The following is a 14,114-nucleotide window of genomic DNA, read 5'->3' as shown; positions in this document are numbered from 1 at the left end:
TCTGCTTGGCTTCGGTCAGGAGGCTCTTGGTGCGCATGGTGGGGCTCCGGGGACGTGTCGGGTTCGAGGGGAAATCAGGCGGCGATCAGGCGGCTTCTTGATGGCGGCCGGCCATCAGGATGGAGGCATGCAGACGCGAGACGCTGTCGTTGCCTTCCTTGCTGTGGTTGGTCAGCAGGCTCCACACCAGGTCGTCGTCGATGCGCATGCGGCACAGCAGGGTATTGCCCGACGCGATTTTCAACACCTGGGCCGGCGACAGGGCGGCCAGCAGGTTGGCCGTGTCTTCGGAGATGCCCAGGCGGAACAGGGCCTGTTCGCGATCGCTGCGAACCAGGTTCTGCGCGAGCATCAGGTAGGACAGGTTCACTTCGCGGATTTCCTGGAGGATCTGGTCGGCGTTCATGTCGGTGCTCCTGATAGGTGGGATAGGGCGGTTGGATCGGGCTTTATTCGGTGGCCAGTTGCGTTTGCGTGCTGGCATGGAATGAATTCTGGGCGCCGCCTCCCGATTTCTGAATAGGCTGGCCGCTGTAAGGCGCGTCGGCCTGCGGCTGAGTGGCGTGTCAGAAAAAACCTGACAACGGCAAAACGGTGCCCGATAAAGCAGGCCAAACCACAGACACAAAAAGCCCGGCATTGCCGGGCTTGTCTCGCATGGCGCAAAGCAAGGCGCAAAGGCGCCAGCCTGCGGGCGGGGGGCGTCAGGCTCGCTCGGGCAGCACCGAATCCACCTCGATGTGAACGGCCTTGTGCGGGCCGCCGGGCAGGCTGTAGCGGGCGATGCGCTTGAACACCGTCCACAGCTGGCCGGCAAACGAGCCGGTGTTGTAGGGAATGCGGTACTTGTCGCACACCGCGCGTACCTGTGGCGCCACCTCGGCGTAGCGGTTGGCCGGCAGATCGGGGAAGAGGTGATGCTCGATCTGGTGCGACAGGTTGCCGCTCATCAGGTGCATCAACTGGCCGCCCTGGATGTTGCTCGACCCCAGGATCTGGCGCAGATACCACTGGCCCTTGGTCTCGCCCTCGATCGAGGCGCGCTGGAAGGTGTAGACCCGCTCGGTGAAGTGCCCGCAGAAGATGATGGCCCAGGCCCACACGTTGCGGATCAGGTTGCCCACGACATTGCCCAGCAGCACGGCCAAGGCCCCGTCGATCGCGCCGTCCATGCCGCCGAACAGGGCCGCGCCAGCCGCTGCGCCCACCAGTGGCCAGGCGATGTAGTCCTTGCGCACCTGACGCCAGATCTTGGCGCGCACCAGCAGCCACTGCGGACGGCATTCCGACCACTTCTTGCGGCCGATCGCGACCTTGTCCATCTGCAGATCGTGGATGGCCACGAACCATTCGAAGAACAGCGCCAACAGCGCGGTCAGCAGCAGCTGGAAGGGGTGCAGCCAGCTCCAGCGCAGGTCGTTCGACAGGCGCAGCAGTCCATAGCCAAAGTCGCGGTCCTTACCGATCACGTTGGTGTAGGTATGGTGCACGTAGTTGTGCGAATGGCGCCATTCCTGCTTGGGGCAGGTGTTGTCCCACTCGAAGGTGTCGCCGTGGAAGCGCGGGTCGTTCATGAAGTTGAACTGGCCGTGCATCACGTTGTGGCCCAACTCCATGTTGTCCACGATCTTGCTGATGCCCAGCAGGAAGGCCCCCAGCAGCCAGGTGGGCGGAAACCACCCGAACAGCAGCAGCGCGCGGCCCACGGTCTCGGTTGTGCGCACCAACCGCAGGATGCCGCGGATGTAGCGGGCGTCCTGCTCGCCCACTTTGCGGCGGGCGGCAGTGTGAATGGCGTCCAGATCGCGCTGGAAGGCTTCCATCTCCTCCATGCTGCGGGGACCGATCTGAAGGGTACGAGGCTGGTTCATGGCAGTCATCCGTTCAATGCATCGAGTTCAATGTCGCTCATGGCGCTCGTCACGCACAGACGCACCGGCTGGCCCTCGCCCTCCACCCGCTGGCCCGTGCTCAGATCCTGCACCGTGCCGCGGGTCAGCCGGCAGGTGCACTCATGGCAGATACCCTGGCGGCAGCCGTGCTTGATGCTCAGCCCCGCCGTTTCACCGGCCACGAGCAGCGTCATGTTGCCGGCTGCATCAAAGCGCGCGGTATCGCCACTGCGGCGAAGGGTCACGGCGTGGCGTGCATCCGGGTCGCCGCTGGCCCGCGGAGCGGTGAAGGCTTCCAGATGCAGTGTGCCGTGCGGGGCTTCCGTGTGCCACAGGGCCCGGGCGGCGTCCATCAGGGGCGCGGGGCCACAGCAATAAGCCACCGTCTGGCGCCAGTTGGGACAGGCAGCGTCCAGCATGGGCAGGTCGAGCGTGCGGGCGCCGCTGGCCTGGCCCAGCTGCACGCCAGCCGTGTTGGCCACGCTGTCGACCGGCACGTAGTGCAGCTGGCGCCACTGGCGCGCCAGTCGAGCCAGCTCCTGCCCGAAGATGCGATCGACCGGGCTGCGGGCAAAGTACAACAGCGTGACCCGTGTGTGCGCCGCGTGGGCATGCAGATGCTGCAGCATCGCCATGCAAGGCGTGATGCCGCTGCCACCCGCGATCAACAGCACTTCGGCCGGAAGGGCTGCAGGCAGCACGAACTCGCCCGACGGCGCTTCGATGGCCACCATGCTGCCCACTGGCAAGCTGTCCTGCACATACGTGGAGACCAGGCCATCGGGCTGGCGCTGCACGGTGATGGCAATGTGTCCGGGTTCATCGGGCAGGGTGCGCGGTGAGTAGGCTCGGCGGTGACAGACGCCGTCGATCGTCACGCCGATGACCACGAACTGACCCGGGCGCAGCGCGGGGAAAGCTGGACCAGTCTGCAACACCAGTGTGACGGCCGATGGTGTCTCGGCCACGCGTCGTACCACGCGGGCCTGAAGCTGGTGCACGCGCCACATCGGATTAAACCAGGCCAGCGTGTCGTCCAGCGCCATGGGGCTGACACCCAGCGTGTCCAGCCAGCGTGCGACGCGGCGCGTGGCCACCACGGGCGCAGGGATGGAAGAACGGGCGGCGGACATCAAAGGCACTCCAACAGACTCGACGATGACGCAAAGGTTAGGTGCAGGTGACCGCCTCGGCACGGGTAGAAGCCCCTGGAAACCCGCCGCGCCCCCTTAAATGGGTGCCGTTATGGCGCTCGGTGCGGCCCGTCTGCGACAGCATAATTGGGGTCAGAACACGGAAAGGTGGTAACCCATGGCGCGCTTGCCCCGTGCCGAGGCAGCAGGCTGGCCGCATCTGGTCCGACAGCAGGCTCACGATGGCGGTGTCTGGCTGCGAGACGATCAAGATCGCGTGGCCGCGTTGGCAGATCTCAAGGAGGCCGCACTGGCTCAACGCGTTCGCATCCACGCCTATGCGCTGGAGCGCACCCAGTTGTGGCTACTGGTGACGCCGGACGACGACGCGGCGCTCGGCCGGTTCATGCAGGCCTTCGGACGCCGCTACGTGGGTGCGTTCAACCGCCGCCACGGCCGCAGCGGGACCCTCTGGGCCGGGCGATACCGAGCCGTGATCGTGGATCCGGCCCGAACCTTGCTAGATGCCATGGCCCTCGTGGAGCGACATGATCCCGCCGCGGGCAACGAGGTGCTGGCGTCCAGCCGCGCCCACCACCTGGGGCAGGGGACGGATGCAATCGTGGCGGACCACGCGGCCTACTGGGCCCTGGGCAACACGCCGTTTGACCGACACCTCGCCTGGCGGCACCGTCTGGAGCAGGGCCTGGGGGCGGCCCGCGTGCGTGAGCTGGAGACGGCGGTCCGCACGGGATGGGCGTTGCTGTCTGCGGACGATGCCTTGGCGCTGGGACAGCAGATCGGGCGGCGACTGGTGCCCGCAAAACGAGGGCGCCCAAAGCGAAGAATTAGATCTGACCCTAATTTATGACTCTTGGATTTTGTTTTGGTTTTAATTTCTATCTGACCCCAATTAAATCTGCTTGTCACAGGGGCGACCGAGGGTTATCCTCACGCTCCCCCAAGTTGTTTTCAAACCTTCCAACTGGAGCGCCCACATGAGCCAGGCGACTTCGGGAACGACGTTCCCCATCACCCCCGTGTCTGACGCCGCCACCTCGGCCATCGCAACACGCGAAGAAATCCAGGCGGCTGCCGAGTTCGGCATGTACACCAACGCCGAGCATGACGCGTGCGGCGTGGGTTTCGTCGCCCACATCAAGGGCCAGAAGGCGCACAGCATCGTGCAGCAGGGTCTGAAGATCCTGGAGAACATCGACCACCGGGGTGCCGTGGGTGCCGATCCGCTGATGGGCGACGGTGCCGGCCTGCTCATCCAGATTCCGGACGAGTTCTACCGCGCCGAGATGAGCAAGCAGGGTGTTGAGCTGCCGCCGCCCGGTGAGTATGGCGTCGGCATGATCTTCCTGCCCAAGGAAAGTGCGTCGCGTCAGGCCTGCGAGCAAGAGCTCGAGCGCGCCATCAAGGCCGAAGGCCAGGTGCTGCTGGGGTGGCGCGACGTGCCCGTCGACCGCGAGATGCCCATGTCGCCGCTGGTGCGCGAGAAGGAGCCCGTGATCCGCCAGGTCTTCATTGGCCGTGGTCCGGACATCCTGGTGCCCGACGCGCTGGAGCGCAAGCTGTACGTCATCCGCAAGACGGCCTCCAGCAAGATCCAGAGCCTGAACCTGACGCACGGCAGCGAGTACTACGTGCCCAGCATGTCGTGCCGCACCATCATCTACAAGGGCCTGCTGCTGGCTGACCAGGTCGGCAAGTACTACAACGACCTGAAGGACGAGCGTGTCACCTCGGCCCTGGCCCTGGTGCACCAGCGCTTCTCGACCAACACCTTCCCCGAGTGGCCGCTGGCTCACCCGTACCGCATGGTCGCCCACAACGGCGAGATCAACACCGTCAAGGGCAACTTCAACTGGATGCGCGCCCGTGAAGGCGTGATGAAGTCGCCCGTGCTGGGCGACGACCTGCGCAAGCTCTACCCCATCAGCCTGGAAGGCCAGTCCGACACCGCCACGTTCGACAACGCGCTCGAACTGCTGGTGATGGCTGGCTACCCGCTGGCCCAGGCCGCGATGATGATGATCCCGGAAGCCTGGGAGCAGCACGCGACCATGGACGAGCGCCGCCGCGCTTTCTATGAGTACCACGCCGCCATGATGGAGCCGTGGGACGGCCCTGCCGCCATGGTCTTCACCGACGGCCGCCAGATCGGCGCCACGCTGGACCGCAATGGCCTGCGTCCTGCCCGCTTCATCATCACCGACGACGACCTCGTGGTGCTGGCCTCCGAATCCGGCGTCCTGCCCATCCCCGAGAACAAGATCGTCAAGAAGTGGCGCCTGCAGCCCGGCAAGATGCTGCTGATCGACTTCGAGCAAGGCCGCATCATCGACGACGAAGAGCTCAAGGCCCAGTACGCCTCGGCCAAGCCCTATCGCCAGTGGATCGAGAACGTCCGCATCAAGCTCGACACCATCGACGCCAAGGGTGCTGCCGGCGAATTCAGCGAGTCGCTGCTCGACCGTCAGCAGGCCTTCGGCTTCACCCAGGAAGACGTCAAGTTCCTGATGGCCCCGATGGCCACGGCCGGCGAAGAGGCAACCGGCTCCATGGGCAACGACTCGCCCCTGGCCGTGCTGTCGGACAAGAACAAGCCGCTGTACAACTACTTCAAGCAGCTGTTCGCCCAGGTCACGAACCCGCCGATCGACCCCATCCGCGAGAACGTGGTGATGTCGCTGGTGTCGTTCATCGGCCCCAAGCCCAACCTGCTTGACATCAATGCGGTGAACCCGCCGATGCGCCTCGAAGTCTCCCAGCCCGTGCTGGACTTCGACGATATGGCCCGCCTGCGCAACATCGAGAAGCACACCGGCGGCAAGTTCAAGCCCTACGAGGTGGACATCACCTACCCGGCAGCCTGGGGCCATGAGGGCGTCGAAGCACGCCTGGCCTCGCTGTGCGCCGAAGCCGTGGAAGCCATCCAGAGCGGTCACAACATCCTGATCATCACCGATCGCAAGATGGACCGCGCCAACATCGCTATTCCCGCGCTGCTGGCCCTGTCGGCCATCCACCACCACCTGGTTCGCAAGGGCCTGCGCACGTCCACCGGCCTGGTGGTCGAGACCGGCACCGCCCGCGAAGTGCACCACTTCGCCGTGCTGGCCGGCTACGGCGCCGAAGCCGTCCACCCCTACCTCGCGATGGAAACCCTGGCCCAGCTGGCCAAGGACCTGCCCGGTGAGCTGTCGGCCGACAAGGCCATCTACAACTACATCAAGGCCATCGGCAAGGGTCTGTCGAAGATCATGTCCAAGATGGGCATCAGCACGTACATGTCGTACTGCGGCGCCCAGATCTTCGAGGCCATCGGCCTGAACAAGGAGCTGGTCGACAAGTACTTCCGTGGCACGCCCACGCAGGTTGGTGGCATCGGCGTGTTCGAAGTGGCCGAAGAAGCCATCCGCAACCACACGGCCGCTTTCGGTGATGACCCCGTGCTGGCCAGCATGCTGGATGCGGGCGGCGAGTACGCCTGGCGCACCCGTGGTGAAGAGCACATGTGGACGCCCGACGCGATTGCCAAGCTGCAGCACAGCACGCGCGCCGGCAAGTTCGACACCTACAAGGAATACGCCCAGATCATCAACGACCAGTCGCGTCGCCATCTGACGCTGCGTGGCCTGTTCGAGTTCAAGGTCGATCCGGCCAAGGCCATCCCGGTCGAGGAGGTCGAGCCTGCCTCCGAGATCGTCAAGCGTTTCGCCACCGGCGCCATGTCGCTGGGCTCGATCTCCACCGAAGCCCACTCGACCCTGGCCCTCGCGATGAACCGCATCGGCGGCAAGTCCAATACCGGCGAAGGCGGTGAAGACGAGCGCCGCTACCGCGACGAGCTCAAGGGCATCAAGATCAAGGCCGGCACCAAGGTGTCGGACATCGTGGGTGCGTCGCGCATCGAAGCCGACTATGAGATGCAGGAGGGCGACAGCCTGCGCTCGAAGATCAAGCAGGTGGCGTCGGGCCGCTTCGGCGTGACCACCGAGTACCTGGTGTCGGCTGACCAGATCCAGATCAAGATGGCCCAGGGCGCCAAGCCCGGTGAAGGCGGCCAACTGCCTGGCGGCAAGGTGTCCGAGTACATCGGCAAGCTGCGTCACTCGGTGCCCGGCGTCGGTCTGATCTCGCCCCCGCCGCACCACGACATCTACTCGATCGAAGACCTGGCTCAGCTGATCCACGACCTGAAGAACGTCAACCCCAAGGCCGACATCTCGGTCAAGCTGGTGTCGGAAGTCGGCGTGGGTACGGTGGCCGCTGGTGTGGCCAAGGCCAAGGCCGACCACATCGTGATCGCCGGCCACGACGGCGGCACGGGCGCTTCGCCCTGGTCGTCCATCAAGCACTGTGGCACGCCTTGGGAGCTGGGCCTGGCTGAAACGCAGCAGACCCTGGTGCTGAACCGCCTGCGCGGTCGCGTGCGCGTGCAGACCGATGGCCAGATCAAGACCGGTCGTGACGTCATCGTGGGCGCCCTGCTGGGTGCCGACGAATTCGGCTTCGCGACTGCACCGCTGGTGGTCGAGGGCTGCATCATGATGCGCAAGTGCCACCTGAACACCTGCCCGGTGGGTGTGGCCACGCAGGATCCGGTGCTGCGCCAGAAGTTCTCGGGCAAGCCCGAGCACGTCGTGAACTACTTCTTCTTCGTTGCCGAAGAAGCCCGTCAGATCATGGCGCAGTTGGGCATCCGCAAGTTCGACGACCTGATCGGTCGTGCCGACCTGCTCGACATGAAGAAGGGCATCGAGCACTGGAAGGCCAAGGGCCTGGACTTCAGCCGCGTCTTCGCGCTGCCGCCGGTGCCGGCCGAGATCCCTCGCCTGCACGTTGACACGCAGGACCACGGTCTGGACAAGGCCCTGGACGTGCGCCTGATCGAGAAGGCCAAGCCGGCCATCGAGCGTGGCGAGTCGGTCAAGTTCATGGAAGTGGCCAAGAACGTCAACCGCACTGTCGGCGCCATGCTGTCGGGCGAGCTGATCAAGCACCACCCCGATGGTCTGCCCGATGACACCGTGTTCATCCAGATGGAAGGCACGGGCGGTCAGTCCTTCGGCGCCTTCCTGGCCAAGGGCATCACGCTGTACCTGATCGGTGAGGCCAACGACTACACCGGCAAGGGCATGTCGGGCGGCCGCATCGTCGTGCGACCGAGCATCGACTTCCGCGGCAACGCCACCGACAACATCATCGTGGGCAACACCGTGCTGTACGGTGCCACCAGCGGTGAGGCCTTCTTCCGTGGTGTGGGCGGCGAGCGCTTCGGCGTGCGCCTGTCCGGCGCCACGGCGGTGGTCGAGGGCACTGGCGACCATGGTTGCGAGTACATGACCGGCGGCACCGTCGTGGTCCTGGGTCGCACCGGCCGCAACTTCGCCGCCGGCATGTCGGGTGGCGTGGCCTACGTCTTCGACGAAGATGGCCAGTTCGCCAAGCGCGTCAACACCGCTCAGGTGGCGCTGGAGAAGGTGCTGCCGGCTGCCGAGCAACTGGATGCCGGCATCCCGCTGCACAAGGGCCAGACCGACGAGGCGCTGCTCAAGAAGCTGGTCGAAGACCACCACCGCTGGACGGGTTCGCTGCGCGCACGCGAGATCCTGGACAACTGGGCCACAGCCCAGGCCAAGTTCGTCAAGGTCTTCCCGCACGAGTACCGCCGCGCCCTGACCGAAATGGGTGCCAAGCAAGAAGCCACGGCCGCGGTTGCCAAGGCCAAGTCCGCCACGAAGGCCAAGGCCTGAGCGCGCGTTAGGAGTTTGAAATGGGAAAAGTCACTGGCTTTCTGGAATTTGAACGTCTCGAAGAGGGCTATGAGCCCGTCGAGAAGCGCGTCAAGAACTACAAGGAGTTCGTGATCGGCCTGACCAACGAGCAGGCCAAGATCCAGGGCGCGCGCTGCATGGACTGCGGCACCCCGTTCTGCAACAACGGCTGCCCGGTCAACAACATCATCCCGGACTTCAACGACCTGGTCTATCACCAGGACTGGAAGAACGCGATCGAGGTGCTCCACAGCACGAACAACTTCCCCGACTTCACCGGCCGGGTTTGCCCGGCGCCCTGCGAAGCGGCCTGCGTGCTGAACATCAACAACGATCCGGTGGGCATCAAGTCCATCGAGCACGCCATCATCGACCGCGCCTGGGAAGAAGGCTGGGTCAAGCCGCAACCGCCCAAGGTCAAGACCGGCAAGAAGGTGGCCGTTGTGGGCTCTGGCCCGGCTGGCATGGCTGCTGCCCAGCAGTTGGCCCGCGCGGGCCACGACGTGACCGTCTTCGAGAAGAACGACACCATCGGCGGCCTGCTGCGCTTCGGCATTCCCGACTTCAAGTTCGACAAGTCGCACATCGACCGTCGCGTCAAGCAGATGGAAGCCGAAGGCGTGGTCTTCAAGACCAACGTCATCGTCGGCGAGCTGCCCAAGGGTTCCAAGGTCACCAACTGGGCCAAGGAGTCGGTCAGCCCCGAGCAGCTGAAGAAGGACTTCGACGCCGTGATCCTGGCTGGTGGCGCCGAGCAGTCGCGTGATCTGCCCGTGCCGGGCCGCGACCTGGCCGGCATCCACTTTGCGATGGAGTTCCTGCCCCAGCAGAACCGCGTCAACGCTGGCGTGAAGATGAAGGAGCAGATCCGTGCCGATGGCAAGCACGTCATCGTCATCGGCGGCGGCGACACGGGCTCCGACTGCGTGGGCACGTCCAACCGCCATGGCGCGGCCAGCGTGACCCAGTTCGAGCTGATGCCCATGCCGCCGGAAGAAGAGAACAAGCCGCTGACCTGGCCGTACTGGCCGACCAAGCTGCGTACCTCTTCGAGCCACGAAGAAGGCTGCGTGCGCGAGTTCGCCATCGCCACCAAGGAGTTCATCGGCGAAAACGGCAAGGTCACTGGCCTGAAGACCGTGCACATCGAACTCAAGGACGGCAAGTTCGTCGAGATTCCCGGCACCGAGAAGACCTACAAGGCCGACCTCGTGTTGCTGGCCATGGGCTTCACGAACCCGGTCAACACCCTGCTGGACGGCTTCGGCGTCGACAAGGACGGCCGCGGCAACGCCAAGGCGTCGACCGACATCGGTGGCTACCGCACCAGCGTGGACAAGGTGTTTGCCGCCGGCGACGTGCGCCGTGGCCAGTCGCTGGTGGTGTGGGCCATCCGTGAAGGCCGCCAGGCCGCCCGCGAGGTGGACGCGTTCCTGATGGGCGCCTCCGCGCTGCCGCGCTGAACCCCCTGCCTGTTGTGCCCACCCATCTGGGCGGCAGGCAAGGGCGACGCGAATCACCTATGATTCCAAGGGCCGGTGTGTCACCGGCCCTTCTTTTTTCGCATGTCTGATTTGACCAAGCCTCCGTCCGATCCCGCCGCGCCCGCCATGCCTTCCGAGGCGCTGGTGGTGCTGCGTGGCGTCACCTGCGGTTACGGCGACCGCGTCATCCTCGAAGACATCGACATCGTCGTGCCGCGCGGCAAGGTGGTCGCCTTGATGGGCACCTCGGGTGGCGGCAAGACCACGGTGTTGCGTCTGATTGGCCGTCAGTTGCTGCCCATGAAGGGGGAGGTGCTGTTCGACGGACAGGATCTGGCCGCACTCAGCGGCGCCGACTTGATGGCCGCACGGCGGCGCATGGGCATGCTGTTCCAGTTCGGTGCGTTGTTCACCGACCTGTCGGTGTTCGAGAACGTGGCCTTTCCGCTGCGCGAACACACCCGTCTGCCCGAGGCCATCATCCGCGACCTGGTGCTGATGAAGCTCAATGCGGTGGGCCTGCGGGGCGCGCGCGACCTGATGCCCAGTCAGATCTCGGGCGGCATGTCGCGCCGCGTGGCGCTGGCGCGTGCCATCGCGCTCGATCCCGAGTTGGTGCTGTACGACGAGCCGTTTGCCGGGCTGGATCCCATCTCCATGGGTGTGTCGGCGCGGCTGATCCGCGAACTCAACGACACCATGGGTCTGACCAGCGTGGTCGTCTCGCACGATGTCGATGAGACTTTCCTGATCGCCGACCATGTCGTGCTGCTCGCCAACGGCCGCGTGGTGGCACAAGGCACACCGGATGAGATGCGCGCCAGCACCGATCCGCTGGTCAAGCAGTTCGTGCACGCCGAGCCGGATGGCCCGGTGCGGTTTCATCACCCGGCGCTGGACGCCGGTCAGGATTTCGGGGTGCGGGGATGATGCGCTGGTTGCGTCCTTCTGACGTGGGGCTGGCCGTGCGCAGCAAGCTGGCCGACATGGGCTATGCCGCGCGGCTGTTCGTCAAGCTGCTGGCGCTGTTTGCCGCGGCGTTCCGCCGGCCGAGGCTGGTGTCCGAGCAGGTGTTCTTTCTCGGCAACTACTCGCTGGCCATCATCGTCGTCTCGGGCCTGTTCGTGGGCTTTGTGCTCAGCCTGCAGGGCTACTACATCCTGCAACGCTATGGCTCGAGCGAGGCCCTGGGCCTGATGGTGGCCCTCTCGCTGGTTCGTGAACTCGGGCCGGTGGTGTCGGCGCTGCTGTTTGCCGGGCGGGCCGGCACGGCGTTGACCGCGGGCATCGGCCTGATGAAGGCGGGTGAGCAGCTTGCCGCCATGGAGATGATGGGCGTGGACCCCCTTCGCCGTGTGCTCGCACCGCGCTTCTGGGCGGGCGTGATTGCCTTGCCGCTGCTGGCGGCCGTGTTCTCGGCCGTGGGCATCATGGGCGGATGGCTGGTCGGCGTGGTGCTGATCGGGGTCGACCCGGGCGCCTTCTGGTCGCAGATGCAAAGCGGCGTCGAGGTGTGGTCCGACGTGGGCAACGGCTTGCTCAAGAGCGTGGTGTTCGGCTTCACCGTGACCTTCATCGCGCTGTTGCAGGGCTTTGAATGCAAGCCGACGCCTGAGGGTGTCTCGCTGGCGACCACACGGACGGTGGTGATGGCTTCCCTGGCTGTGCTGGGGCTCGATTTCGTGCTGACCGCGATGATGTTCTCGATCTGAGGCGCAAGCGCGGGCAACAAGGACTGACAAGATGCAAAAATCCAAACACGATGTGTGGGTGGGGCTGTTCGTGCTGATTGGCGCGGCCGCCATCCTGTTTCTCGCGCTCAAGGCGGGCAACCTGCTGACCCTGTCGTTCGATCCGGGCTACACGGTCAGCGCGCGTTTCGACAACATCGGCGGTCTCAAGCCCCGCGCGGCGGTCAAGAGCGCCGGTGTGGTCGTGGGCCGGGTGCAGGCCATCCGCTTTGACAGCGAAACCTACCAGGCCGAAGTCATTCTCACGCTGAACCGCGATGTGCGCTTCCCGAAGGACAGCTCGGCGAAGATCCTGACCTCCGGTCTGTTGGGTGAGCAGTACATCGGCCTGGAGGCCGGTTTCGGTGAAGACAACCTTGCCCAGGGCGACCAGATCAAGGCCACCCAGTCGGCCATCGTGCTCGAGAACCTCATTGGCCAGTTCCTCTACAGCAAGGCGGCCGAAGGCGGCCCGGCCAGCGGCGGCAACAGCGGAGCCAAGCCATGAGCGGCATGTCTCCGAGTGAGTGGGCAGTGCGAGCGGCCCGTCCAGTCAGGACAGTCCGTGCCGCCGCACTGGTCGGTGTGGTGTTGGTGGTCGCAGGCTGCGCCACGCCGCAGCGGCCCGATCCGCTCGAGGGTTGGAACCGGCAGGTCTTCTCGTTCAATGAATCTGTGGATGCGCATGTCGTGCGCCCGGTGGCCAAGGGCTACCGCGATGTCACGCCCCAGCCTGTACGCACCGGCGTCGGCAATTTCTTCGGCAACCTGCGCGACATCTGGTCGACCATCAACCTGTTCCTTCAGGGGCGCCTGAAGGACGGCGCGATGGGCATCATGCGTGTCAGCATCAACACCACGCTCGGCCTGGGTGGGTTAATCGATCTGGCCACACCCATGCAGATCGACAAGCCCAATGAGGATTTCGGTCAGACGCTGGGGGTGTGGGGCGTCAAACCGGGCGCCTACATCGTGTGGCCGCTGTTGGGGCCTTCCACGCTGCGGGATTCGGTCGGAATCCCGGGCGACATGTACTTCTCGGCATCCGGCCTTGCCACTGAGCCCGGTGTGGCCATGGCCGTCAAGGCGTTGGAGGTCGTGGACATCCGTGCGCGCTACCTGGGGGCATCGAATTTGCTGGACGATGTGGCGCTCGACAAGTACAGCTTCATGCGCGCTGCCTACCTGCAAAGGCGTCAGAACCTGATCTACGAGGGCAATCCGCCCGATGAACCGATGGATGAGGACTGGCGGGACGATCCAGAAGAGATCGACGCGCCGGAGCCTGCTGGCAGCGCGCCGTCCGCCACACCCTGAAGAAGCTTTACAAGCGTTTGCGCACGCGTGCGTCGACCCCGTGGGGTGGCGACACGTTGTATCCGTGAACCGCAAGAAAGGATGACCATGTCTCACATTGCCGCCCTCTCCGTTCGCTCTGCGGTGGCCGCCGCCGCCCTTGCCGTAGGAGCCCTGGCTGCGGTGCCGGCTGCTGCGCAGACTGCCGCCTCGGCCAGCCCCGCCGCCGCGGCGCGCATGCAGGAGCCCGAAACCTTCATCAAGGTCATCACGGCCGACGTATTCGCCTCGGTCAAGAGTGATCCGGGCATCCAGTCGGGCGACCTGCGCAAGCTGACCCAGCTGGTCGACACGAAGATCATGCCCTACGTCAACTTCCAGCGCATGACGGCTTCAGCCGTGGGCCGCGGCTGGCGTCAGGCCACGCCTGAGCAGCGCCAGCGCCTGCAACAGGAGTTCAAGACCCTGTTGCTGCACACGTACGCCGGTGCTGCATCGCAGATCAAGGACCAGACGGTCGAGTACCGCCCCGTGCGAGCGCGCGCCGACGACACCGAGGTCGTGGTGCGCACGCTGGTGCGCGGCCAGGGTGAGCCCATCCAGATCGACTACCGCCTGGAGCGCTCGGGCGACAGCTGGAAGATCTATGACGTCAACGTGCTGGGCGCCTGGCTGGTTCAGACCTACCAGAGCAGCTTCGCGCAAGAGGTCAATGCCTCGGGCATCGATGGCCTGATCGCCAAGCTGGTCGAGCGCAACAAACAACTGGCTGCCCGCAAGGCAGGCTGAC

At 65.1% G+C, this 14,114-nt stretch carries 11 protein-coding genes; 8 read left to right on the top strand and 3 right to left on the bottom strand.

Features of this window, described 5'->3' with window-relative positions:
* Positions 1 to 85 precede the first annotated feature (85 nt).
* The 3 genes from flhD to GTZ97_RS06870 all read right to left on the bottom strand — a co-directional run bounded on the left by flhD (position 86) and on the right by GTZ97_RS06870 (position 3,025).
* Positions 86 to 406 carry a flagellar transcriptional regulator FlhD gene (flhD, locus tag GTZ97_RS06880; RefSeq protein WP_161649825.1) on the bottom strand — a complete coding sequence of 107 codons (321 nt, stop codon included), beginning with the start codon at positions 404 to 406 and terminating at the stop codon, positions 86 to 88.
* Positions 407 to 704: 298 nt separating this feature from the next.
* Complete coding sequence (locus GTZ97_RS06875; protein WP_201748183.1) at positions 705 to 1,871, bottom strand: fatty acid desaturase family protein; 1,167 nt, start codon at positions 1,869 to 1,871, stop codon at positions 705 to 707.
* A 5-nt stretch (positions 1,872 to 1,876) separates the two neighbouring features.
* A complete protein-coding gene (locus GTZ97_RS06870; RefSeq protein ID WP_161649824.1) occupies positions 1,877 to 3,025 on the bottom strand; it encodes a ferredoxin reductase in 1,149 nt (382 codons plus the stop codon).
* Positions 3,026 to 3,203: 178 nt separating this feature from the next.
* Between GTZ97_RS06870 and GTZ97_RS06865 the strand changes: the two genes are divergently transcribed.
* From GTZ97_RS06865 to GTZ97_RS06830, 8 genes are all read left to right on the top strand, one after another.
* Positions 3,204 to 3,896 (top strand): transposase, encoded by a 693-nt coding sequence (locus GTZ97_RS06865; RefSeq protein ID WP_161649823.1) that lies wholly within the window; start codon positions 3,204 to 3,206, stop codon positions 3,894 to 3,896.
* 235 nt (positions 3,897 to 4,131) lie between these two features.
* Positions 4,132 to 8,793 (top strand): glutamate synthase-related protein, encoded by a 4,662-nt coding sequence (locus tag GTZ97_RS06860; protein ID WP_236651068.1) that lies wholly within the window; start codon positions 4,132 to 4,134, stop codon positions 8,791 to 8,793.
* Positions 8,794 to 8,813: 20 nt separating this feature from the next.
* Positions 8,814 to 10,277 (top strand): glutamate synthase subunit beta, encoded by a 1,464-nt coding sequence (locus tag GTZ97_RS06855; protein WP_161649821.1) that lies wholly within the window; start codon positions 8,814 to 8,816, stop codon positions 10,275 to 10,277.
* Between the two features lie 147 nt (positions 10,278 to 10,424).
* Entirely contained in the window at positions 10,425 to 11,228 is an 804-nt protein-coding gene (locus GTZ97_RS06850) for an ABC transporter ATP-binding protein (protein ID WP_161649854.1), read from the top strand.
* The gene (gene mlaE, locus GTZ97_RS06845; protein WP_161649853.1) at positions 11,228 to 12,010 is read left to right on the top strand and encodes a lipid asymmetry maintenance ABC transporter permease subunit MlaE; all 783 of its coding nucleotides are present in this window, start codon (positions 11,228 to 11,230) and stop codon (positions 12,008 to 12,010) included. Before GTZ97_RS06850 ends, mlaE begins: the two co-directional genes overlap by 1 nt.
* Positions 12,011 to 12,041: 31 nt before the next feature.
* Complete coding sequence (gene mlaD, locus GTZ97_RS06840) at positions 12,042 to 12,536, top strand: outer membrane lipid asymmetry maintenance protein MlaD (RefSeq protein ID WP_161649820.1); 495 nt, start codon at positions 12,042 to 12,044, stop codon at positions 12,534 to 12,536.
* Entirely contained in the window at positions 12,533 to 13,345 is an 813-nt protein-coding gene (locus GTZ97_RS06835; protein WP_236651055.1) for an MlaA family lipoprotein, read from the top strand. Before mlaD ends, GTZ97_RS06835 begins: the two co-directional genes overlap by 4 nt.
* A gap of 87 nt (positions 13,346 to 13,432) precedes the next feature.
* Positions 13,433 to 14,113, top strand: a complete 681-nt coding sequence (locus GTZ97_RS06830; RefSeq protein WP_161649819.1) for an MlaC/ttg2D family ABC transporter substrate-binding protein — start codon at positions 13,433 to 13,435, stop codon at positions 14,111 to 14,113.
* Position 14,114: the final 1 nt, after the last annotated feature.

This window comes from Aquabacterium fontiphilum (assembly GCF_009909205.1).
Lineage (GTDB): Bacteria > Pseudomonadota > Gammaproteobacteria > Burkholderiales > Burkholderiaceae_C > Aquabacterium > Aquabacterium fontiphilum.
This window is presented reverse-complemented; position numbering and strand designations above follow the sequence as displayed.